Source organism: Leisingera sp., assembly GCF_034669605.1.
Lineage (GTDB): Bacteria > Pseudomonadota > Alphaproteobacteria > Rhodobacterales > Rhodobacteraceae > Leisingera.
Genome location: NZ_JAXMOX010000022.1, coordinates 1 through 21468, shown reverse-complemented (window position 1 = coordinate 21468; position 21468 = coordinate 1). Strand labels below are relative to the sequence as shown.

Here is a 21468-nt window from a genome sequence, read left to right as displayed (position 1 = left end):
AGGCGGCAGCGGGCCGCCCCGGCCTCAAGGGCAAACGGCGCTGCGCGCCGCCGCTGCGCGGCCCTTGACCCGGGTGGTGCAGGATTATGCAGCGCCTGCGTCCACCAGCTGCGTGGCGATATCCAGGAAAACCCTGGCCTGGGCGCTGTCGGGCTGTGCTGCCACAATCGGCGTGCCGTTGTCGCCGGCCAGGCGTACATCCAGATGCAGCGGCACCTCTCCCAGCAGCGGGACATTCAGATTCTTCGCCTCCTGCCCCACGCCGCCGTGGCCGAAGACATGCTCCTCGTGGCCGCAGTTCGAGCAGATGTGGGTCGACATATTCTCGATCATGCCCAGCACTGGCACGTTCATCTTGCGGAACATGTCGATAGCCTTGCGGGCATCAATCAGCGCCACATCCTGCGGAGTGGAGACCACGATGGAGCCGTCCACATGGGTTTTCTGCGCCAGGGTCATCTGCACATCGCCGGTGCCGGGCGGCAGGTCGACGATCAGCACGTCCAGCTCACCCCATTGCACCTGCAGCAGCATTTGCTGCAGTGCGCCCATCAGCATCGGGCCGCGCCAGATCACCGCCTGGTCCTCGCCGGTCATCAGGCCCATCGACATCATGGTGACGCCATGGTTGCGCAGCGGCAGGATGGTCTTGCCATCCGGGCTGGCCGGCCGGCCGCTCACCCCCAGCATTTTCGGCTGCGAGGGACCGTAGACGTCAGCATCCAGCAGCCCCACTTTGCGCCCCTGCATCGCCAGCGCGCAGGCAATATTGGCCGAGACGGTGGACTTTCCGACCCCGCCCTTGCCGGAGGCCACCGCGAGGATCCGCGCCACACCCGGAACCTTCTGCGGTGCTGCCTGCTGTTGCGCCTGGGCGGGCTGCTTGGGCTTCAGATCCGGCGGTGCCTTCTGCGAATGGGCGGTCAGCATGGCCGAGACCTTTTCCACGCCCGGCAGCGCCGCCACCGCAGCGTCAGCCCTGTCGCGAACCGGGCCATAGGCCTCGGATTTGCCGGGGTCGATCTCCAGCACAAAACGGACGGTGCTGCCCTCGACGGTCACTGCGCGGGCGATGCCTGCGCTGACGATATCACTGCCGCTGACGGGGTCGGCGATGGATTTGAGCGCCTCAAGGACGGTTTCACGGGAGATGGTCACGCCGGTCTTGCTCCTGTAGCTGGTCATGTCGTGCGCCTGTTCTGGCGCAATTCAGCACGGTATGCCAGCGGTTCGCTGCCCGGAGGATGATTTGGCGCATCCTGGAGTCAGCTTATGTGCAGACCGGCCTCGCCAGGCTGCCGGCGCACCGGGCGGGCGGCAGAACGCAGCAGCGCCGCGCGTCAGCGCGGCGCCGGGCCCAACGGGAGGAGGGCACCCATGGGTGCCGGACGACGGGCGGGAGGCCGCCGTCAGCTTGCCAAGGCGACCTGAACGGAGTTCATCACCTCGCCGATGCGGCGGCCGGTGTCCACCATGCGGTTGGAAAACCCCCATTCGTTGTCATACCAGCTGACCACCCGCACCAGGCCTTCGGCCGTGACAGCAGTCTGCGCCGCAGCAAAACAGCTGGAATGGGGGTCATGGTTGAAATCGACCGAGACCAGCGGGTCTTCTTCGTAGGACAGAATGCCTGCCAGCCCGCTCTCGGCCGCTGATTTTACCGCGGCATTCACGGCCTCTACGGTGGTGCTGCGTTCCGGCATAAAGCTGAGGTCCACCACCGACACATTCGCGGTGGGCACCCGGATTGCCGAACCTTCCAGCCGCCCCTTCAGATGCGGCAGCACCTCGGAGATCGCCCGTGCGGCCCCGGTGGAGGTGGGGATCATCGACAGCGAGGCCGCACGGGCGCGGTACAGATCCTTGTGGCTGGTGTCATGGGTCGGCTGGTCGCCAGTATAGGCGTGGACCGTGGTCATGTAGCCGGTCTTGATGCCAAAAGCGCCGTCCAGCACTTGCGCCAGCGGCGCCAGGCAGTTGGTGGTGCAGGAGGCGTTGGAGACAATCACGTCCTCCGCCGTCAGGTCCATATGGTTGACACCGTATACCACGGTGCGGTCGGCATCCTTGCCAGGGGCGGAGATCAGCACCCGCCTGGAGCCGTTCTCAAGATGCCGTGCTGCATCATCGCGGGCAGTGAACAGCCCGGTGCATTCATAGGCGATATCCACATCCTGCCAAGGCAGCTCTTCCGGATTGCGGATCGCGCTCAGCCGGATGCTGTGGCGGCCCACCCGGATCAGGTCATCGGCCAGGAACACCGGCGTCTTCAGGCGGCCATGCACGCTGTCGTATTTCAGCAGATGCACCAGGGTCTCGGGCGGCGACAGGTCGTTGATGGCAACGACTTCGATGTCATTTCCGCCGCCTTCCAGAAGCGCCCGCAGCACCCCGCGGCCAATCCGTCCAAATCCGTTGATTGCGATTTTCAGTGTCATGCCTCACCTCTGGCTGCTGGACCGGGATGATTCCGGTACCGATAACGGTTGCGATACCGATATCGCTAACGTTAGCGAAAATCAACCCCTGAGCCGGCAGAGCAGCCCTTGCGGCTGCCAGCAAAGTGCTGGAGCATGGGGCATGACCAAGAAACTGTTGCTGAAAGACGTGGCCCATCTGGCCGGCGTCAGCGAGATGACCGCTTCGCGCGCCCTGCGCGGTGCCCCGGACGTGTCCGCCAAAACCAAGGCCAAGGTCGAGGAAATCGCCCGCGTCCATGGCTATGTGCCCAATCGGATTGCCGGCTCGCTGTCGTCGCAATCGGTTAATCTGGTGGCGGTGGTGGTGCCGTCGCTGAACAGCTTTGTCTTTCCCGAGGTGCTTTCGGGCATCTCCGCTGTTCTGAAGGACAGCCAGCTGAAGCCGGTGGTCGGGGTGTCGGGTTATGATCTTGAGGAAGAGGAAGGGGTTATCCGCGAAATGCTCAGCTGGCGCCCCTCCGGGTTGATCGTCGCAGGGCTGGAACATACCGGGACGACGCGGCGCATGCTGCAGCAGGCCGACTGCCCGGTGGTTGAGGTGATGGATGTGGACGGTGACCCCGTCCGCCATTGCGTCGGTATTTCGCATCTGCAGGCAGGCCGCGACATGGCAGAGCAAATTCTGGCCTGCGGTTACCGCAAGATCGGCTTTATCGGCACCAAGATGCCGCAGGATTTCCGCGCCCGCAAGCGGTTTGACGGCTTCACCGACGGTCTGGCTGCCCAGGGTGTCGCCCTTGGCGACATTGAGCATTATGCCGGCGAAAGCGCGATCCAGACCGGCCGCCAGCTGACTGCGCAGATGCTGGCGCGCAACCCGGATCTTGATTGCATCTACTATTCCAGTGACGTGATGAGTGTTGGCGGCTTGATGCATTGCCTGGCCGCAGGCTTGTCGGTGCCGGGCGACATTGCACTTGCCGGCTTTAACAATCTGCAGATCCTGCAGGGCATGCCGCAGCAGCTGGCCACGACGGACGCCTGCCGCCGCGAGATTGGCGAGCGTGCAGCACGGGTCATTCTGCAATCGCGCGAGGCCGGCGGCATGGACAGCCTGGTCTTCGACCGGCTGTGCCCGGCGATCAGCCTTGGCGACACACTGTAGCCTTCACCATGAACTTGAAAGAGCGGCAGGCCCGGTCAGGGGGCAGGCAGCGGATTCTTGTAGCTTTGCGGCGCGCGCCGGTGCACCCTGAAACCATGGTTCCAGTTCAGCACAACCCGGTGGAGGAATGCCGATGCCCCAGTACAACGAGATGTTTGCGCTGTCCGTAGAGGATATGGATCTGATCGAGACAGCCTTGCAGCGCACCAGGGACGCGCTGTCTGAAGCCAAGCCCGCTTCCGGCAGTGGCGACGAGATTACGTTGCGCCGTATTCACGAGCTTCTCGGACGGCTGCACAATCAGAAAATCTTCTACCACCCCAAAGACAAGGTCTATCTCAGCGGCTAACGGGGCGTTCAGCCTCCAAAAGCGCCCCCCGCCGGGCGGGGAGCGCTGAGTTCTGACTGATAAAAGCCGTTGCTAGATCGCGGCCTTGAACAGCTGGGTCAGGTTTGCCTCGGTCAGTTCAACCGGGTTGCCGCCGCAGCTGGGGTCGATAATCGCGCCTTTGACCAGATCGGGGATCGCAGCCTCGGTGACGCCCAGATCCGCCAGCTTGCGCGGGATGCCCAGGGAATCGTTCAGCGCCTGCACAAAGGCGCGGAAGCCGTCAAAGCCGCCCTCGATTCCCAAATAGGCCGCCGCCATGTTGAAACGGTCAGCAATCACCGGCGCGTTGAACTCCAGCACGGCAGGCATGCAGACGGCATTGGTGGTGCCGTGATGGGTGTTGAAATGCGCCCCGATCGGGTGGCTCATGGCGTGGATCGCGCCGAGGCCCTTCATGAAGGCGGTGGCGCCCATCGCCGCGGCAGACATCATCTGGGCGCGGGCCTCGATATCGGTGCCATCGGCATAGGCCCGCGGCAGGAAGTCTTTGACCAGCCGCATGCCTTCCAGCGCGATCCCCTGGGACATCGGGTGGTAATGCGGGCTGGAAAACGCTTCGACGCAATGGGCAAAGGCATCCAGGCCGGTGCCTGCAGTGATGAACTTGGGCATGCCCACCGTCAGCTCGGGATCGCAGATCACCACCGCGGGCAGCACCTTGGGGTGGAAGATGATCTTCTTCTGATGGCTGACACTGTCGGTGATCACGGATGCGCGGCCCACCTCGGATCCGGTGCCTGCGGTGGTCGGCACCGCGATGATCGGTGCGATGGCATCGGCATCCGCGCGGGTCCACCAGTCGCCGATATCCTCAAATTCCCAGACCGGCCGGGTCTGGCCGGCCATGAAGGCTACCATCTTGCCCAGATCCAGCCCGGAACCGCCGCCAAAAGCAATCACGCCATCATGGCCGCCTGCCTTGTAGGCTTCCACGCCCGCTTCGAGGTTCTTTTCATTCGGGTTGGGGTCCACATCCGAGAACATGCCGCGCCCCAGGCCTGCGGCCTCCATGATGTCGAGCGTGGATCGGGTGACCGGCAGATCGGCCAGCCCCTTGTCGGTGACCAGCAAGGGTTTCTTGATACCGGCGGCGGCGCAGGCATCGCCCAGTTCCTTGATCCGGCCGGCGCCGAATTTGATTGCGGTCGGGTAGGACCAGTTTCCAACGAGGCTCATGTCGTTTTCCTTTGATGCAAACAGCCCGCTCCGGGAGGAGGTTTCGGAGCGGGCGGGGTGTCCTCAGCCTGCCACTTTCTTCAGGTGGTAGGACTTCGGACGGGTCAAATTGTGATAGCCGATGACGGACGGTCCGCCGCCGCGGCCGGTGTCCTTGCGGCCGGTCCAGCACAGGCCCGGATCCAGGTAATCGGCGCGGTTCATGAACACGGTGCCGGTCTCGATCCGGTCGCCGACGGCCTGCGCCCGCTCCAGGTCTTGGGTCCAGAGCGACGCGGTCAGGCCGAAGTCGCTGTCGTTCATCAGTTCGATCGCTTCCGCGTCGGAGGAGACTTTCATGATGCCCACCACCGGACCAAAGCTTTCCTCGCGCATCACCCGCATGTCGTGGGTCACGTTGGTCAGGATCTGCGGCGTCAGATAGGCGCCGCCGTCATCCTCCGGCATGGCTTCGACGTGGGCCACGGCACCGGCCTCGACCGCTTCGGCGATCTGGCTGCGCACCTCACCGGCAAAGCGCACATTGGCCATTGGTCCGATGGTGGTTTCCGCATCCAGAGGATTTCCCAGCTTGTAGCCTTTTATGATGGCAATCGCCTTCTCCAGGAACGCGTCGAACAGGCTTTCATGCACGTAGATCCGCTCAATCCCGCAGCAGCATTGACCGGAGTTGAACATGGCGCCGTCGATCAGCGTGTCCACGGCAGCATCCAGATCCGCGTCTTCCATGACATAGCCCGGATCCTTGCCGCCCAGCTCGGTGCCAACACCGGTAAAGGTGCCGGCCGCCGCCCGTTCCATCGCCTTGCCGCCGCCGACCGAGCCGGTGAAGTTCACGAAGTCGAAGGCCTTGCCGGCAATCAGCGCCGAGGTGGTATCATGGTCTAAAAAGACATTCTGAAACACATCCGCGGGAACCCCGGCAGAGGCAAAGGCCTGCACCATGCGCTCACCCACGAGGAGGGTCTGTGTGGCGTGTTTCAGCACCACCGCGTTGCCTGCGATCAGCGCAGGGGCAACAGTGTTGATTGCGGTCATATAGGGGTAGTTCCAGGGCGCCACGACCAGCACGACCCCATGCGGGACACGTTTGATATAACGTTTGAAGCCGGCGTCCTCGCCAACCTCGATATCGGCCAGCGACTCCACTGCGATCTTCGCCATATGCGAGGCACGCTCGTTAAAGCCGCCGAACTCGCCGCCATAACGCACCGGCCGGCCCATCATTTGGGCCAGTTCCGGCACGATTTCATCGTTCATCGCGCCAACGGCGGCGACGCCTGCCATCACCAGGCCGATCCGCTCCTGCAGGGGCCGTGCGGCCCAGGCGGCCTGGGCCGCGCGGGCGCGCGCCACTGCGTCAAAAGCCGCCTCGCGCGACAGGGTTTCGCGTTCGGCAAAAACCGATCCGTCGATCGGCGAGATGCACTTCAGTGTCTGGCCCATGCCAACAACTCCATTCCAAGGGGCACTGGGCCCCTGCTTCTTTCTGGTCAACAAATACTCCGGCCCCCGGCCCGCCGGGGCCGGATCAGGCCCGCTCGAAGCCGCGCGCGATTTCATAGTCGGTGACCACGCGTTCGAACTCCTCGATCTCCACTTCGGCGGCACGCACATAATGGTCGACCACATCGTCGCCAAGGGCGGACCGCAGCATTCCCGACCCCTTCAGCGCCGCCGCTGCCTCGCGCAGCGTGCCCGGGATCAGGCCGCTGTCGCCCTGGTAGACATCCCCTTTGGCCGGCGGCTGCAGTTCCAGCCCTTCTTCGATCCCGGCAATGCCCGCCGCCAGCATGCCCGCCATTGCCAGATAGGGGTTCATGTCAGAGCCCGGAATCCGGCACTCCACCCGGATCGCCTTGGTTCTGTCACCGCACAGGCGGTAGCCGGCGGTGCGGTTGTCCACCGACCAGATGATCCGCGTCGGCGCAAAGGTGCCCTTCATGAACCGCTTGTAGCTGTTGATATAGGGCGCCATGAAGGCGGTGTAGTCGGGCGCGTATTTCAGCAGGCCGGCCATATAGGCCTTCATCAGCGGCGACATGCCCAGCTTATCAGACGGGTCATGGAACGCGGGCTTGCCGTCCTGCCACAGCGACTGATGCACATGTGAGGAAGAGCCGACTTTGTCGTGGCTCCATTTCGGCAGGAAAGTCACCGCATGGCCCTGCTGCTGGGCGATTTCCTTCACCGCGTGTTTCGCGATGGTGTGGTACTCAGCGGTGTCCATCGCCATGGCGTATTTGATGTTCAGTTCTTCCTGGCCGGTCTCCGCCTCGCCTTTGGAATTCTCGATCGGCAGCCCCGCGTCCCACAGATGATTGCGGATCGGGCGCATCACATGCTCCTCGCGGGAGGTCTGCAGAATGCTGTAATCCTCGTTGTAGCCCGAGATCGGCGCCAGATCGCGGAAGCCTGCGCGGCGGATTTCATCAAAGCTTTTCTCGAACAGGAAAAACTCCAGTTCGGTGGCGCACATGGCATCATAGCCCATTTCCTTAAGCCGGTTCACCTGGCGTTTCAGGATCGCGCGGGGGGAGTGCGGAACCTCCTCTTGGGTATGGTGGTCGAGCACGTCGCACAGCACCATCACGGTGCCCTCCAGCCACGGCACCGGGCGCAGGGTCGCCAGATCCGGCTTCATCACGTAATCGCCATAGCCGTTTTCCCAGCTGGTCGAGGCATAGCCATCCGGCGTTGCCATCTCCAGATCCGTTGCCAGCAGGTAGTTGCAGCAATGGGTTTCTTCCCAGGCGCCGGCGACAAAATGCTTGGCGTGGAAGCGTTTGCCCATCAGCCGCCCCTGCATGTCCACAAGACACACCAGAACCGTGTCGACCAGACCCGAAGAGACCTGGGATTTCAAATCATCGAAGGAGAGCATGAGCAGCCCTTTGCATGCTTGGGCCAAAACTTTTTCTCAAAAGTTCTGACAAATTCCTTGGGTAAGGAATTTGGCCCGCTGCGCGGCAGGCCAAATTCCGTGGCTTAACCGGCCCCTTAGCCGTAGCGGTAGGGGCGGCCTGCCTTCTGCATGTCGGCGTTGTACTTCTTGAAGATCTCGACAACCTTCGCCTTGGTTTCGGATTCTGCAGCGATCTCGTCCCAGAACTTCACTGCGGCGTCTTCGACCTGTGCCCATTCGTCATCGGGGATGGTGGTCAGCTTCATGTCGCTGCCGTTGACGCGCAAGTCGGCCTCTCCGCCCCAATACCACCACTGACGGTAGTAGTGCGACTGGTCGCAGCAGACACGGAACAGGGTCTGCAGGTCTTCGGGCAGCTCTTCCCAGCGGCCCTGGTTGGCAAAGAACGACCCGGCCCAGGCGCCGGAGATGTTGTTGGTCAGGAAGTAGTCGGTCACCTTGGACCAGCCGACGGTGTAATCCTCGGTGATGCCGGACCAGGCGATGCCGTCCAGTTCGCCGGTCTGCACCGCGACCTCGATGTCTTCCCAGGGCAGGGTGACCGGCACCACGCCGAACTGGGTCAGGAAACGGCCCGCAGTCGGGAAGGTGAACACCCGCTTGCCTTTCAGATCGGCCAGCGAATTGATCGGGTCTTTGGTGGCAAAGTGGCAGGGATCCCAGGCGCCGGCCGAGATGTGCTTGACGCCGACCTTGGAATATTCCGCGTCCCAGATCTCGTTCAGGCCGTACTGGTTGAACAGCACCGGCACGTCCAGCGAATAGCGCGAGGCAAAGGGGAAGTAGCCGCCGAACACAGTGACTTCGGTGGGCGACGCCATCGAGTCGTCATCCGACTGCACCGCATCGATGGTGCCGCGCTGCATGGCGCGGAACAGCTCGCCGGTGGGGACCAGCTGATCGGCATAGTACAGCTCAATCTGCATCCGGTCGCCGGCGATCTTGTTGAACATGTCAATGGCGGGTTTGATCACATGTTCACCCAGGGCGGCGCCGGCATAGGTCTGCATCCGCCATTTGATGGTGGACTGGGCCAGCGCCGGGGTGGCCAGCGGTGCCGCCATGGCGCCAACGCCGGCGGTCTTCAGAAACTTACGTCTTGTTGTCATAATTCTCACTCCTTGTTGAAACATCCGGCCCCTTGGCAGGACTCTTTCTTGATTATTTTCCGTAGACAAATTCCGGCAGCCACAGGGCGATTTGCGGGAAGACCATGATCAGGGCCAGGGCCAGAACCATCACCGCAGCAAAGGGGATGATCGAGACATAGATGTCCTTCAGCCCGATTTCCGGCGGCGCCATCGCCCGCATTAGGAACAGGTTATAGCCGAAGGGCGGTGTCATATAGGCGATCTGGGTGGTGATGGTGTAAAGCACCCCGTACCAGATCAGATCGAAGCCAAGCGCCCCCACCAGCGGCACATACAGCGGCGCCACGATCACCAGCATTGCGGTGTCATCCAGGAACGTGCCCATGATGATGAAGCTCAGCTGCATCAGGATCAGGATCATCCAGGGGGAAAGGCCCAGCTTGGTGGTGAACAGATCCTCGATCGCCTTCACCGCGCCGAGGCCGTCGAAGATGGCGCCAAAGGCCAGCGCGGCCAGGATGATCCACATGAACATGCAGGAGATGCCAAGGGTCGAGCGCACCGAGACCTCGAACACCTCCTTGGTCATCCGTCCCTTCAGCACCGCGGCAATGAAGGCGGTCATTGCACCGATGGCCGAACTTTCCACCAGCGAGGTCCAGCCGTTCACGAAGGGCACCATCATCGCGGCAAAAATCGCCAGCGGCAGCACGCCGGAGAACAGCAGGCGGTACTTCTCCTTCATGAACACGTCCTTGTAGAACAGCGTGTTCTTGCGGAGGGCAAAGGACAGGGCACCAAGGCCGAGGCCCAGCCCCAAGGCGTGTTCGGTCGCCATCGCGCCGGCCCAGATCAGGAGAGGCACCAGCACCAGCGCCGCGAGAATGATATAGTTCAGGCGCAGCGGATGATCGGTGACCGCTTCATACTCCGCCAGATCCTCGGGGTGCATGGCAGGGCCGAGATCCGGCTGCATCCGGGCACGGACATAGATGTAGATGATGAACATGGTGGCCATCAGCAGGCCGGGGATCACGCCCGCCAGCCACAGCTGGCCCACCGGCTGACGCGCGATCATCGCATAAAGCACCAGCACCACCGACGGCGGCACCAGGATGCCAAGACTGGAGCCCGCCTGAATGGTGCCGGTCACCAGGATCTTGTCATAGCCGCGCCGCAGCAGTTCCGGCAGCGCAATGGTGGCACCGATTGCCATGCCGGCCACCGACAGCCCGTTCATTGCCGAAATCAGAACCATCAGGCCGATGGTGCCGATCGCCAGACCGCCTTTCACCGGCCCCATCCAGACGTGGAACATCCGGTAAAGGTCGTCGGCGATTTTGGACTCTGACAGCACGTAGCCCATGAAGATGAACATCGGCAGCGTCAGCAGCGGATACCATTTCATCAGTTTCATCGCCGCTGAAAAGGGGATCTCCACCCCGCCGGTGCCCCACAGGAGCATGCCCGCAACCGCACCGACAAAGCCGATGGCGCCAAACACCCGCTGGCCTGTCATCAGCATCAGCATCATGCCGGCAAACATGACAATGGCAATCCATTCGTAGGACATCAGATTTCAACTCCGCGCAGGCGTCCGATATCCCGGAACAATTCGGCAAGGCATTGCAGCAGCATCAGGAAGACGCCGAAGCAGAGGATGGTTTTGACGGGCCACAGGAACGGCCGCCAGGCGGTGGAACTGCGCTCCAGGTAGCCGAGCTCTTCGCCGGTGGCCGCCGGGCCTTGGGTCACGAGCGTTTTCAGTAAATCCCAGAAGAACTGCACCGGCTCGATGCCGAAATAACCCAGGGAATAGGCGGTGGAACTCAGCGCCCCGTACATCAGGATCACCAGATAAGTGATCAGGAACAGCACGGTGAACGCATCGACCATCGCCTTGGTTTTCGTCGACCAGGCGCCGTAAAACAGATCCATCCGCACGTTCGATCCCATCTGGATCGAATAAGGCCCGCCCAGAATGTAATAGGCCACCATCACAAACTGTGCCGTTTCCAGCGTCCAGTGCGACGGGTCGAAAAAAGTCTTGGACACCGACGACCACAGCAGAACCCCGATCAGGGCAAAGATCAGATACATGGCGAAGCGGCCGATGAAGCGGTTCATCGCGTCGATGCCGCGGACATAGGCCCGGATTATTCTAGGCATCAGGCCCTCCCTCTGCCGTCAGCGCGGCCAGGGCCGGGCGCAGCAATGTCAGCATTTCTTCTGCCATGGCCTCTTCTTCGTCCGGCGTGGTCACCAGATCATTGCGGATTTCGATCATCACATTGGCCAGTCCGTGCGCCAGCCCGTGGACCTTCAGCGAATGGGTGACGCCGTCGGCAGGGCCATAAGGCTCGTTGCGCTCAACCTGGCGGTGCGGCAGGGCAGGGGCCGCGGCCAGCATCGCATCCGCCAGCCGGCTGTCGGCGTCATGCAGGATGCCGATCTCCACCGCGCGGCACTCGCCGTAATACACCGGCGTGAAGCTGTGCATGGTGACCAGAACGGTTTGCAGCCCGGCATCCTTGCGGGCCTTGATGAGCTTGGCGGCAGCGCCGCAGAACGGGGCATAGACCGTATCTGCACGTTCCTGCCGCTGTGCTGCGGTCAGACCCTTGTTGCCGGGCACCTCCACCAGTTCGGATTTCTCCGGCATCGCCGAGGGAGCCTCGGGCGGGCGGTTGCAGTCGTAAACCAGCCGCGACACGGTGCTGGCTACCAGCGGGGCATCCAGCACCCGGGACATATGCAGCGCCACCGCCCGCGCACCCGGGTCCCAGGCGGCATGGCTCAGCCGGTCCTCGTCCCGCAGTCCCAGCCCGTCATAGCGCGCGGGGATATTGTTGGACGCGTGCTCGCACAACAGCAGAACCGGGCTGGTGCCCTCACGGTTCACTACCTCCACTGCCTCCTCCTGAGCGTGAGAATCGCTCTCTCGCATATGCCGCCTCCCTGCGATTTGGAAAAATGTTTCCATGAAGAGATAATTGTGTCAATATCTTTTCATGTCCGGTTTCGCACAGAGATTCCTGAAACTTTCTTTTCAGGCCGGATCCGGATAGGAAAGTGTCTGTTCAAAAGCAGGATTGCCCCGTTGACGAAACCGCCAGCCACCGTTCGCGAGTTGATCCGCGAGACCTATTCCTCGCTCACCCAGTCCGAACGCAAGTTCGCAAATCTGCTGCTGGAGAACTATCCTGCGGCGGGGCTGGCCTCGATCACCATTGTGGCCAGCAATGCTGATGTTTCGACGCCGACGGTTGCCCGGATGGTGCAGAAACTGGGCTTCAAGGGCTATCCGCAATTCCACCAGGCGCTGCTGAAGGAGCTGGAGGCCAAGGTCTCCGGCCCGACCAAGCGGCGGGACAATTGGGCGACCGAGGCGCCCGAGGGCCACCTGCTGAACAGATTTGGACAGGCGGTGACCGACAACCTGCAACAGACATTCTCGAATATCGACACCGCCCAGTTCGATGCGGCCGTGCATCAGCTCGCAAATACCGAGGGGCGGCTTTATGTGGTGGGCGGCCGCATCACCCGGGCGCTGGCGGATTACGCCTTTACCCATTTCCAGGCGATCCGGCAGCGGGTGACCCATATGACGTCCTCCTCCGCCACCTGGCCGCACTACGTGCTGGACATGGTGGAGGGCGATACCCTGCTGCTGTTCGACGTGCGCCGCTATGAAACCAACCTGCAGCGTTTGGCCGAACTCGCCTCCGAACGCGGGGTGAAGATTGTTCTGATCACGGACCAATGGGCCAGCCCGATTGCATCGGTTGCCGACCACATCTTCAACTGCTGGGTCGAAATCCCCTCGGCCTGGGACTCCAACATCTCAACCATGATGCTGCTGGAAGCGATGATTGCCGCCACCCAGGAAGAAAGCTGGGACAAGACCAAGGACCGCTACGACCGCCTGGACGAGCTGTTTGATATGACCCGCTTGTTCCGCAAGTTCTCCTGACCAGAAAACAGGCTGCTGCATGGACATTGACCTCCGGTTGCGCCTTACTGGGCATCAAGCTGGTTTCTTTCAGGCAGGAGTATTCACATGCGACTAATCGCAATTCTGGCGCTGGCCGCACTTGCCGCCGCACCCGCCGCAGCCAACCCGCTCAGCCGCATGCTGGCCAATTCCGGGCTGACGCCGCAGGACACCAACATCATGCGAAAGGCCGAAAAATCTCTGCTGGCCGAGGCGCAGGGCGGTACCGGAAAGCGGTCCGAATGGGCCAACCCGGACAGCGGCGCACATGGCGAGGTCAGGGTAGCCGGCAAGGAGGGCGCATGCCTGCTCTTGCAGCATCGGGCCTTCCTGAAGGACAGCCAGGACCCTAAGCAGCTCCGGCGCAAGTTCTGCCCGTCAGGAGCTGACTGGCTGTTGACCCAGTAACCCGCCATATAAGCACAACAAGTTCCAATCAGATCAAGGAAGATGAAAATATGCCTGACATCACACGCAAACACACCGGCCAGCGGATGAGCCAGATCGTGACCCACGGCGATACCATTTATCTGGCGGGCCAGGTCGGCACTGCCGGAGCCGGCGTTGCGCAGCAGACCCAGGATTGCCTGGACAAGATCGACGCCCTGCTGGCCGAGGCCGGAAGCAGCAAGACCCGCATCCTGCAGACAGTGATCTGGCTTGCCGACATGAAGGATTTTGCCGAGATGAACGCAGTTTGGGACGCCTGGGTCCCCGAGGGCCACGCCCCGGCACGCGCCTGCGGCGAGGCGAAGCTGGCCCGCGAGGATCTTCTGGTCGAGCTAATCGTCACCGCTGCCAAGGCCTGATCCTGGCGGAGGAAGCAAACAGGCGGGCCACCGGCCCGCCTTCTCTTTGCCCGGTGCCGCAGCAGCACAGGCTCGGGACCTCAGGCCAATGCCCGGCCCCGGGCCCGATTCACGTGCAACCGCGGCTGCTTTCAGTCCAGCGCCATTGCCGCTTTGCGGATGGCTGCTTCGGTCTGTTCCAGGTCCTCCCCGGTCAGCGCCAGGCTTGGGTAGGTCTTGCCGGGCGACTTGAAAATGCCCTCCGCGCGCAGCATCTCATTGTACCGTCTGGAGCGGTTTAAGTTGCCTGCCTGGGTGTCGCGGTAGTCCCTGACTTGGGCATCGGTGAACACAACCTCGAAAAGCGCAGGCTCGCCCACGATCCGGAACGGCACCCCGGCGTCCTCCAGTGCCGCACTGGTTGCCTGCATCAGCCGCTTGCCGTGGCCGTTCAGCCGGTCATAGGCGCCCTCGCGGCGCAGCACTTCCAGGGTCTTGAGGCCCGCCGCCGCGGCCACCGGATTGCCCGACAATGTGCCCAGCTGCATCAGCCAGCCCTCGGCGCCGACCTGCGCCTTGTCGAAATGCCGCATGATATCCGCCCGGCCCGCAATCGCTGCCAGGGGGAAGCCGCCGCCGATCACCTTGCCCAGCGTTGCCAGATCCGGGGTCACCCCATACAGCTCCTGCCCGCCGCCATAGGTGGAGCGGAAGCCGGTCACCACCTCGTCAAAGATCAGCAGGCTGCCGTATCTCTGCGTCTCCTCGCGCAGCAGTTCCAGGAACCCCGGCAGCGGCGGTACGATGCGCTGCAGCGGCTCGGCGATGATCGCGGCGATCTCGTGCCCATGCTCCGCCATCAGCTGCTTGATGTACTCAAAATCGTTGAACGGCGCCACCAGCACCTCTGCCGCCACCGATGGCGGGATGCCCGCACTGTCCGGCACCGCCTGCGGGAAGTTCACCCGCACCGAGGGCGCCAGACTCATCTGCGCCTCGGCCGACATGCCATGATAACCGCCTTCGAATTTCAGGATCTTGGTGCGGCCAGTGAATGCCCGCGCCAGCCGGATCGCATACATATCCGCCTCGCCACCGGTGGAAACATAGCGCAGCTGCTCGCCGCAAGGCACCGCGCGGCAGATCTCCTCGGCCAGCTCGATGCCGCGGGCGTTGCCGGCAAAGAAGGTCATGCCCTTGGGCAGCTGCTGCAGCACCGCCTCCATCACCTCCGGATGGCCATGGCCCAGCATCATCGGACCGGAGCCGATCAGATAGTCGATGTACTCCTTGCCGTCTTCGTCCCGCACCCGCGCGCCGTTGCCCTCGCGGATGACGATACCGGGATCGAAATTGCCGAAGCCGCCCGCGGGCAGCACCGTGCGGGCGCGTTCGGTCCATTCAGCCTGAGTGAGGATTTTTTCCATTTCACTATTCCTGTTCGGGTGGGTTGCCCATTGTTAGGTATTTTTTGACCGATAAATCAAAATCAATCGATCACAGCTGCGGGGGCACCCAGGCCCTCGCGGCCGGGGCTTACACCCAGCCCGGGGCCTTCCGGCGGCGCGATGCGGCCATTGCAGACACGGGACGCCACATGGGCGCATTGGTCCAGCGTCTCGCAGGGCTGCTCCACCCAGTCGCGTGCCTTGACTGAATTCAGAACCTCAACCGCCACGCCCGGCTGCCAGGCGCGGTTCACATCGAACGTTACCTTGTGTCCCTTGGGCAGGCCTTCGGAAATCGCCTCGATCCGGTCGATGTCGATGTCGATGTCGGTGCCGCCCACCTTGGCCGAATGCACGGTGCGGCCCTTTTGCGCGGCGCAGGCGATCAGCGCCAGCATCTGCTCCGGGCTGCCGGTGGAGATCGAAGAGTTGACCAGCACCGGTGCCGCCTCGGCGCCGCCCATGAGCTGCCACAACGGCAGGCCCATGACCTTGCCCAGGATATCCCGGCAGGCCATGTCGATCGGAGATTTCACATAGGGATGCCCCGGCAGCTGCACATCCATCACCCGGTTCACATGGTCCAGGCTGCGCGGGTCGAGGCCGAGGAAGGCGGGCGCCAGCGTGTCTATCCCGGCCCTGATCCCCGGCCCATGCGCGGGCAGGTAGGTATGCCCCCAGGGGCAGCCCTCGCCCCAGCCCGAGACACCCTCGCCGGTATCTATGCGCACAAAGGTGCTGTCGAGTTTCTCGAACTTCAGCCGTCCGCCTGAAAGAAAGTAGGGTTCCGTGAGCGGCATATCGATCTGGCAGACAGTGATGCGGGTGATCTTCATGGCGCGCGCTCCTGTTGCTCAGCCGGGGGACATTGCCGGATCATCCGCCAGACCTTCGCCGCGCCAGAAGACGAAGCAGAGGATCGGATGCTCGTTGGTGATCATGGCGTGCGGCTGGCCGGGCCCGTGCATCTTGGTATCGCCCGGCACCAGGCGGCGGACCTCTTCGCCCCTGGCCATGAAATCGGCGCTGCCGGAGAGGATGGTATAAAGCTCCTCCGGCCCGTGCTGATGCCAGGGGTAGTCGAGCCGAGGCCCCCAGTAGCCGATGGTCATCCGGGTCTGGGCTGAGTGGAAGTGGCCGGTGGGGCCCACCAGCTCAAACCAGCCGAAGCGCTGCAGGAAATCCTGGCCGACCTCCTCCTCGGTATAGGTGAGGCGCCATTCCGCATGCGGCGCCAGCGCCATGATGGCCTGCTGCAGGGCGCGGACCTCACCCTCTGCCGGGATGCCCTCGGCAGCAAAGCCGGGGTCCGATTGCACCAGCGCGGCACCGGGGACTTGGCAGCCTTCGCGCCCGGCCCAGGTGATGTCATTGGGCCAGGACTGGAATTCCGCCACTTCGGGCAGGGTGGCATGGAACGCCTTGGCGGCCTCCAGCGCTTGATCGAACAACGCCCGGCTCATGGGATCACCACGATATTGCCGGTGTGCTTCTTGGCGATGAAGGCGGCCTGCGCCTCCTTCAGGTCCGACAGCGGATAGGTCGCGGCCAGCGCCGGTTTGATCTCTCCCTTCTCGATGTAGGAGACCACATCGGTAAAGTTGCGGTGCGGTGTCACGGTGGAGCCAGTGAATGTCAGATCGCGCAGATAGAAAGTGCGCAGGTCCAGCTCCACCATCGGCCCGGCAATCGCACCCGAGCAGGTATAGCGCCCGCCGCGCTCCAGCACCTCGATCAGCTTGGGCCAGGCAGTACCGCCGACCACATCGGCCACTACAGTGACTCTTTCCTCACCAAGCGCGGCCCGCAGGTTATCCGGCGCGCGCGGCAGGATCAGGTCGGGGCCGAGTTCCGCGACCTCTGCGTGCTTGGCCTCGGAGGCCATCGCGATCACCCGGGCGCCGCGGCGTTTGGCCAGCTGGATCAGTGCACCGCCAACCCCGCCCGAGGCGCCGGGGATAAGCACCGTGTCGCCTTCGCTAGCATTGGCGCGGCTCAGCATGCCTTCGGCGGTGACATAGGAGCAGGAGAAGGTCGCCAGCTCCGCATCGCTGAAGGGGCCTTCAACCACCGCCACACCGCGCACATCCGCCTTGGTGTATTCGGCAAAGCCGCCATCGCATTCGGAGCCGAAGTAGCCGGCCTTGTCCATGTTTTCCGGGTCGTCCCAGTCGCGCACCCAGCCGCCGGCCATGACGCGCTTGCCGATCAGGGCAGGGTCGGCGCCTTCGCCAACAGCCACCACTTTGCCAACCGCATCGGCACCCTGGATGCGCGGGAAGGTGAGGGGGCGGCCGCCCCAGGTCGGATCCTCCTCGCCGACCTCGTCAAAGGCGCCGCCGGTGGTGGCACCCTCGACACTCTTGGAATACCAGCCGGAGCGGGTGTTCACATCGGTGTTGTTGAGCCCGCAGGCACCGACCTTGATCAGCACCTCCATGGGGCCGGGCTGCGGCACCGGCCAGTCCTGGTGCCATTCGTATTTGTCCAGATCGCCATGGCCGGTCAGAACCATCGCTTTCATGGTGTCGGGCAGGGTCATTTCCTGTGGCTTCCTATTGGCTGTGGGGAGGGGGGCGCTGCCCCCCGCCTTCGTCTCCCCCCGGAGTATTTTTGAAAAGATGAAGGGGAGCCTGTTGTTTGCTTATTCTGCCGGAGCGAGTTCGGCGTCGGTGCGGGGCAGCAGGCTTTCGGGATCATAGGCAGGGGCGCCCAGGATCCGGCCCTTGCGCGGCTCGCCGGCAACGATCACTTCGATCGAAGTGCCAGGCACATTGGCGTGCGGCTTGACGTAGGCAAAGGCCAGGATCTTGCCGGCGGTGTGGCCATAGGCAACCGAGGCGGTAGAGCCCACGACCTGGCCGTCCAGCAGGATGGCCTCGCCGCCGTGGCCGTCCTCGATGCCGTCCGGTTCGATCTCCAGATAGGCGCAGACCCAGGGCAGGGCGTCGGCGTTCAGTGTCTTGTCCTTGCCCAGATAGTCCTTATCGGTACGGGCAAAACGCAGCACATCCGCTTCGGCCAGGGTCACCTCGTTGGTGAGCTCGCCAGCGCCCTTGAAACCCTTCTCCATCCGCATCGCGTTCATCGCAAAGGAGCCGTAATCGGCAATGCCATGTGCTTCGCCTGCCGCCCAAAGCGCGTCATAGACAGCCAGGGCGCTGCCGCGCGGGATATGCAGTTCCCAGCCGAGCTCGCCGGCGTAGGACATGCGGAAGGCCCAGAGTGTGTGGCCCGCGACCTCAATCTGCTGCGCGGTCAGCCATTTGAAGCCGGCGTTGGTCAGGTTCGCATCGGTGCAAGCACCGAGGACCTCGCGGGCTTTCGGACCATTGAGAGCAAGGGCGGCCCAATCGGTGGAAAGCGTTGTGATCTCCACCACTTCATCTGCGCGGTTCTGGTTCAGGTGGTCCAGCAGCCGCTGCTCAAAGAAGGCGGCGCAGACCAGGTAGTAGCTGTCCTCGGCCAGCTTAACCACGGTGGTTTCCAGCTCGATCCGGCCGCGGCGGTTCAGCATATGGGTGAGGGCAATGCCGCCAGCCTTCTGCGGCAGGCGGTTGGCGGTCAGCCGGTCCAAGAGCGCAGCGGCGCCGGGGCCCGAGACCTCAACCTTGGTGAAGGCGGAGATGTCCATGATGCCAACGCCTTCGCGCACGGCCTTCACTTCCAGCCCGACCATGCCGTGCACTTCGTTGCGGCGGAAGGAATAGTGGTCGTGCTGCGCGACACCGTTCTTGGCAAACCAGCGCGGGCGCTCGTGGCCATAGACCTCCTCATAGACCGCGCCCTTTTCCTTCAGCCGCTCATACAGGGGCGAGGGTTTTACGGGTCGGCCTGCCAGACGGTTGAAATGCGGGAAGGGGATCTCGTGGCGCAGCTTGTAATCCTCATGCGCCTTGGTCACCTGCCAGTCCTTGGTGGCATAGGCGCCGAAGCGGCGCGGGTCGTACTCGCGCATCGAGATGTCGGCGGCGCCATGCACCATCCAGCGTGCCAGCTCGCGGGTCAGGCCCGGGCCCCAGCCGATGCCGATCTGGGTGCCGCAGCAGCACCAGTAGTTCTTCACACCCGGTGCCGGGCCGATCAGGGGGTTGCCGTCCGGCGGATGCGAGATGGCGCCGTGCACTTCGCGCTGGATGCCGAGGTCGGCAAAGATCGGCATCCGGTTCAGGCTTTCCTCCAGCCACGGCATCACCCGGTCGTAATCGGCATCGAACAGCCAGTTCTCGTAGTCCCAGGGGCAATGATCGTGCCAGACCGAGTTGCTGCCTTCCTTCTCGTAGATCCCGATCAACCCGCGCTTCTGCTCCATGCGGATGTAGCCCGAGACCTTCTTGTCGTCGCGGATCACCGGCAGTTCTTTGTCCAGTGCTTCGAATTCCGGCACCGGCTCGGTGACGAAGTAATGGTGGGTCATCGAGGTCATCGGCAGCTGCAGCCCGGACCATTCGCCCATCTGGCGGGCATAGGTGCCGCCGGCGTTGACCACATGCTCGCAGCGGATGGTGCCCTTTTCCGACTCGACGATCCACTCGCCGTCCGGGCCTTGCGTGATGTTGGTGGCGCGGCAGTGGCGGATGATGCGGGCACCCTGCTGGCGGGCGCCGGCGGCCAGTGCCATGGTCACGTTGGTCGGGTCCACGTGGCCGTCATCGGGGGTGTAAAGCGCGCCCAGAACCCCTTCGAGGTTATAGAAGGGATGCAGCTCTGCGACTTTCCCGGGCCCAACCAGTTCGATGTTGAAGCCCAGGCTGCGGCCAACGGACAAGGTGTGGCGCAGCCAGTCCATTTCATCCTCGGTATAGGCCAGGCGGAACGAGCCGCAGCCGTGCCAGGTCACAGCCTGGCCGGTCTCTTCTTCCAGTTTTCCGGAATAAAGGCCGATGTTGTAATCGACGCATTTGCCAAGGCCGAAGGAGCTGGTGGAATGGGTGATCTGGCCCGCCGCGTGCCAGGTTGAGCCCGAGGTGAGTTCGGATTTCTCCAGCAGCACCACCTCCGGGCCCCAGCCCTCATGCGCCAGGTGATAGGCCAGGCCTACCCCCATCACGCCGCCGCCCACGATGACCACTTTGGCCTGTGTCGGGAATTCTTTCTCAGCCATTTCGCCGTTCCTGATTGCAATGCGCTTTTCTGCTCGACAGGCTAATTCCATATTTGTACCATCGTCAATCATGAATGGCACAAATGTATCATCGACTGTTTTGGAGCGCCTCGCCGAAGAGTGGGACGCGCTGACCCCTGAGGCACAGAAGGCGGCCCGCTATGTGCTGGAGAACCCTGCGGATGTGGGGGTTTCCACCGTGCGCGAGATTGCCGAGGCGGCGAATGTGAAGCCCAACACCTTTGTCCGCATGGCGCGGCAGGTGGGGTTTGAGGGCTATGAGGATTTCCGCGCCCCGTTCCGCGATGCGATTCGCCGGGGCGGGGTGTCCTTCCCCGACCGGGCGCGCTGGCTGCAGGATATTTCCAGGTCGGGCGAACTGGGCGGGCTTTATGCTGATATGGTCGGCGCCGCGATCCGGAATATCGAGGAAACCTTTGCGGCTATCGACGCCGGCAATCTGGAGGCCGCGGCGCATGCGATCTGGAACTCCCGGCAGGTTTTCACGCTTGGGGTAGGCGTCAACAACGCCAATGCCCGCAACTTCACCTATCTTGCCTCCACCGGCATGAAGCAATTCCACGCCATCCCGCGGCCTGGCTCCACGGCGGTTGATGACCTCGCCTGGGCGGACAGCCAGGATGTGCTCATCGCCATGACCTGCAAGCCCTATAGGGCTGAAGTGATCGAGGCGATTCAGATAGCGCGCGAACAAGGGGTCACCATCGTCGGCATCTCCGACAGCCCCGCCAGCCCCGTGATCCTGCAAGCGGACCACGGATTTACCGTCGCGGTGGACACGCCGCAATTCTTCCCATCCTCCGTCTCGACCATCGCCCTTTTGGAAACGCTGCTGTCCTTTGTGATTGCCGTCTCCAGCGAGGAAATCGTCGAGCGGGTGGAGAAATTTCACAAACGCAGGCACCAGCTGGGCATCTACGCGGAGGACCCTGAATGAACGCAGC

At 63.1% G+C, this 21468-nt stretch carries 20 protein-coding genes; 6 read left to right on the top strand and 14 right to left on the bottom strand.

All coding sequences use genetic code 11. The features are described 5' to 3' along the window. Nucleotides 1–84 precede the first annotated feature (84 nt). Complete coding sequence (locus VOI29_RS04545; protein ID WP_323776280.1) at nucleotides 85–1158, bottom strand: Mrp/NBP35 family ATP-binding protein; 1074 nt, start codon at nucleotides 1156–1158, stop codon at nucleotides 85–87. 251 nt (nucleotides 1159–1409) lie between these two features. Next, entirely contained in the window at nucleotides 1410–2438 is a 1029-nt protein-coding gene (gap, locus tag VOI29_RS04540; protein WP_323776259.1) for a type I glyceraldehyde-3-phosphate dehydrogenase, read from the bottom strand. Between the two features lie 142 nt (nucleotides 2439–2580). On the opposite strand from gap, the gene VOI29_RS04535 reads away from it, so the two are divergent. Further along, complete coding sequence (locus tag VOI29_RS04535) at nucleotides 2581–3585, top strand: LacI family DNA-binding transcriptional regulator (RefSeq protein WP_323776257.1); 1005 nt, start codon at nucleotides 2581–2583, stop codon at nucleotides 3583–3585. A 133-nt stretch (nucleotides 3586–3718) separates the two neighbouring features. Beyond that, nucleotides 3719–3934 carry a hypothetical protein gene (locus VOI29_RS04530; RefSeq protein ID WP_323776255.1) on the top strand — a complete coding sequence of 72 codons (216 nt, stop codon included), beginning with the start codon at nucleotides 3719–3721 and terminating at the stop codon, nucleotides 3932–3934. 72 nt (nucleotides 3935–4006) lie between these two features. On the opposite strand, the gene VOI29_RS04525 is transcribed toward VOI29_RS04530, so the two are convergent. From VOI29_RS04525 to VOI29_RS04495, 7 genes are all read right to left on the bottom strand, one after another. Beyond that, nucleotides 4007–5152: an iron-containing alcohol dehydrogenase gene (locus VOI29_RS04525; protein WP_323776253.1), complete on the bottom strand. Its 1146-nt coding sequence runs from the start codon at nucleotides 5150–5152 to the stop codon at nucleotides 4007–4009. A 63-nt stretch (nucleotides 5153–5215) separates the two neighbouring features. Further along, complete coding sequence (locus VOI29_RS04520; protein ID WP_323776251.1) at nucleotides 5216–6598, bottom strand: aldehyde dehydrogenase family protein; 1383 nt, start codon at nucleotides 6596–6598, stop codon at nucleotides 5216–5218. Between the two features lie 85 nt (nucleotides 6599–6683). After that, complete coding sequence (locus VOI29_RS04515; RefSeq protein ID WP_323776249.1) at nucleotides 6684–8036, bottom strand: glutamine synthetase family protein; 1353 nt, start codon at nucleotides 8034–8036, stop codon at nucleotides 6684–6686. 116 nt (nucleotides 8037–8152) lie between these two features. After that, nucleotides 8153–9187 (bottom strand): TRAP transporter substrate-binding protein, encoded by a 1035-nt coding sequence (locus VOI29_RS04510; RefSeq protein ID WP_323776247.1) that lies wholly within the window; start codon nucleotides 9185–9187, stop codon nucleotides 8153–8155. Between the two features lie 52 nt (nucleotides 9188–9239). Continuing rightward, complete coding sequence (locus tag VOI29_RS04505) at nucleotides 9240–10742, bottom strand: TRAP transporter large permease (protein ID WP_323776245.1); 1503 nt, start codon at nucleotides 10740–10742, stop codon at nucleotides 9240–9242. Then, nucleotides 10742–11338, bottom strand: a complete 597-nt coding sequence (locus tag VOI29_RS04500; protein ID WP_323776243.1) for a TRAP transporter small permease subunit — start codon at nucleotides 11336–11338, stop codon at nucleotides 10742–10744. Before VOI29_RS04500 ends, VOI29_RS04505 begins: the two co-directional genes overlap by 1 nt. Next, nucleotides 11331–12116 carry an N-formylglutamate amidohydrolase gene (locus VOI29_RS04495; RefSeq protein ID WP_323776242.1) on the bottom strand — a complete coding sequence of 262 codons (786 nt, stop codon included), beginning with the start codon at nucleotides 12114–12116 and terminating at the stop codon, nucleotides 11331–11333. The genes VOI29_RS04500 and VOI29_RS04495 overlap by 8 nt, the downstream gene beginning before the upstream one ends. A gap of 153 nt (nucleotides 12117–12269) precedes the next feature. Between VOI29_RS04495 and VOI29_RS04490 the strand changes: the two genes are divergently transcribed. The 3 genes from VOI29_RS04490 (at nucleotide 12270) to VOI29_RS04480 (ending at nucleotide 13972) form a co-directional block, all read left to right on the top strand. Continuing rightward, entirely contained in the window at nucleotides 12270–13142 is an 873-nt protein-coding gene (locus tag VOI29_RS04490; RefSeq protein ID WP_323776241.1) for a MurR/RpiR family transcriptional regulator, read from the top strand. 87 nt (nucleotides 13143–13229) lie between these two features. Then, nucleotides 13230–13571: a hypothetical protein gene (locus tag VOI29_RS04485; RefSeq protein WP_323776239.1), complete on the top strand. Its 342-nt coding sequence runs from the start codon at nucleotides 13230–13232 to the stop codon at nucleotides 13569–13571. A 50-nt stretch (nucleotides 13572–13621) separates the two neighbouring features. Further along, nucleotides 13622–13972 (top strand): RidA family protein, encoded by a 351-nt coding sequence (locus tag VOI29_RS04480; RefSeq protein WP_323776237.1) that lies wholly within the window; start codon nucleotides 13622–13624, stop codon nucleotides 13970–13972. A 131-nt stretch (nucleotides 13973–14103) separates the two neighbouring features. Here the strand turns inward: VOI29_RS04480 and VOI29_RS04475 are convergent, their stop codons facing one another. From VOI29_RS04475 to VOI29_RS04455, 5 genes are all read right to left on the bottom strand, one after another. Next, the gene (locus tag VOI29_RS04475; RefSeq protein WP_323776235.1) at nucleotides 14104–15378 is read right to left on the bottom strand and encodes an aspartate aminotransferase family protein; all 1275 of its coding nucleotides are present in this window, start codon (nucleotides 15376–15378) and stop codon (nucleotides 14104–14106) included. Between the two features lie 62 nt (nucleotides 15379–15440). Next, nucleotides 15441–16235: a mandelate racemase/muconate lactonizing enzyme family protein gene (locus VOI29_RS04470; RefSeq protein WP_323776234.1), complete on the bottom strand. Its 795-nt coding sequence runs from the start codon at nucleotides 16233–16235 to the stop codon at nucleotides 15441–15443. A gap of 18 nt (nucleotides 16236–16253) precedes the next feature. Further along, on the bottom strand, nucleotides 16254–16862 hold the full coding sequence (locus VOI29_RS04465; protein WP_323776233.1) for a dimethylsulfonioproprionate lyase family protein: 609 nt from the start codon (nucleotides 16860–16862) through the stop codon (nucleotides 16254–16256). Further along, a complete protein-coding gene (locus VOI29_RS04460; RefSeq protein ID WP_323776232.1) occupies nucleotides 16859–17941 on the bottom strand; it encodes an alcohol dehydrogenase family protein in 1083 nt (360 codons plus the stop codon). Before VOI29_RS04460 ends, VOI29_RS04465 begins: the two co-directional genes overlap by 4 nt. Nucleotides 17942–18043: 102 nt before the next feature. Continuing rightward, nucleotides 18044–20503 (bottom strand): FAD-dependent oxidoreductase, encoded by a 2460-nt coding sequence (locus VOI29_RS04455; RefSeq protein ID WP_323776231.1) that lies wholly within the window; start codon nucleotides 20501–20503, stop codon nucleotides 18044–18046. A gap of 70 nt (nucleotides 20504–20573) precedes the next feature. On the opposite strand from VOI29_RS04455, the gene VOI29_RS04450 reads away from it, so the two are divergent. Beyond that, nucleotides 20574–21461 carry a MurR/RpiR family transcriptional regulator gene (locus VOI29_RS04450; RefSeq protein ID WP_323776230.1) on the top strand — a complete coding sequence of 296 codons (888 nt, stop codon included), beginning with the start codon at nucleotides 20574–20576 and terminating at the stop codon, nucleotides 21459–21461. The last annotated feature ends 7 nt before the right edge of the window (nucleotides 21462–21468 follow it).

Excerpts from the sequence above, each read along its gene's own strand:
- VOI29_RS04510 (WP_323776247.1), bottom strand. The coding sequence starts at position 9,187 with ATGACAACAAGACGTAAGTTTCTGAAGACCGCCGGCGTTGGCGCCATG.
- VOI29_RS04480 (WP_323776237.1), top strand. The coding sequence starts at position 13,622 with ATGCCTGACATCACACGCAAACACACCGGCCAGCGGATGAGCCAGATC.
- VOI29_RS04460 (WP_323776232.1), bottom strand. The coding sequence starts at position 17,941 with ATGACCCTGCCCGACACCATGAAAGCGATGGTTCTGACCGGCCATGGC.
- VOI29_RS04485 (WP_323776239.1), top strand. The coding sequence starts at position 13,230 with ATGCGACTAATCGCAATTCTGGCGCTGGCCGCACTTGCCGCCGCACCC.
- VOI29_RS04535 (WP_323776257.1), top strand. The coding sequence starts at position 2,581 with ATGACCAAGAAACTGTTGCTGAAAGACGTGGCCCATCTGGCCGGCGTC.
- VOI29_RS04505 (WP_323776245.1), bottom strand. The coding sequence starts at position 10,742 with ATGTCCTACGAATGGATTGCCATTGTCATGTTTGCCGGCATGATGCTG.
- gap (WP_323776259.1), bottom strand. The coding sequence starts at position 2,438 with ATGACACTGAAAATCGCAATCAACGGATTTGGACGGATTGGCCGCGGG.
- VOI29_RS04500 (WP_323776243.1), bottom strand. The coding sequence starts at position 11,338 with ATGCCTAGAATAATCCGGGCCTATGTCCGCGGCATCGACGCGATGAAC.
- VOI29_RS04495 (WP_323776242.1), bottom strand. The coding sequence starts at position 12,116 with ATGCGAGAGAGCGATTCTCACGCTCAGGAGGAGGCAGTGGAGGTAGTG.
- VOI29_RS04530 (WP_323776255.1), top strand. The coding sequence starts at position 3,719 with ATGCCCCAGTACAACGAGATGTTTGCGCTGTCCGTAGAGGATATGGAT.
- VOI29_RS04525 (WP_323776253.1), bottom strand. The coding sequence starts at position 5,152 with ATGAGCCTCGTTGGAAACTGGTCCTACCCGACCGCAATCAAATTCGGC.
- VOI29_RS04450 (WP_323776230.1), top strand. The coding sequence starts at position 20,574 with ATGAATGGCACAAATGTATCATCGACTGTTTTGGAGCGCCTCGCCGAA.
- VOI29_RS04475 (WP_323776235.1), bottom strand. The coding sequence starts at position 15,378 with ATGGAAAAAATCCTCACTCAGGCTGAATGGACCGAACGCGCCCGCACG.
- VOI29_RS04455 (WP_323776231.1), bottom strand. The coding sequence starts at position 20,503 with ATGGCTGAGAAAGAATTCCCGACACAGGCCAAAGTGGTCATCGTGGGC.
- VOI29_RS04520 (WP_323776251.1), bottom strand. The coding sequence starts at position 6,598 with ATGGGCCAGACACTGAAGTGCATCTCGCCGATCGACGGATCGGTTTTT.
- VOI29_RS04515 (WP_323776249.1), bottom strand. The coding sequence starts at position 8,036 with ATGCTCTCCTTCGATGATTTGAAATCCCAGGTCTCTTCGGGTCTGGTC.
- VOI29_RS04465 (WP_323776233.1), bottom strand. The coding sequence starts at position 16,862 with ATGAGCCGGGCGTTGTTCGATCAAGCGCTGGAGGCCGCCAAGGCGTTC.
- VOI29_RS04470 (WP_323776234.1), bottom strand. The coding sequence starts at position 16,235 with ATGAAGATCACCCGCATCACTGTCTGCCAGATCGATATGCCGCTCACG.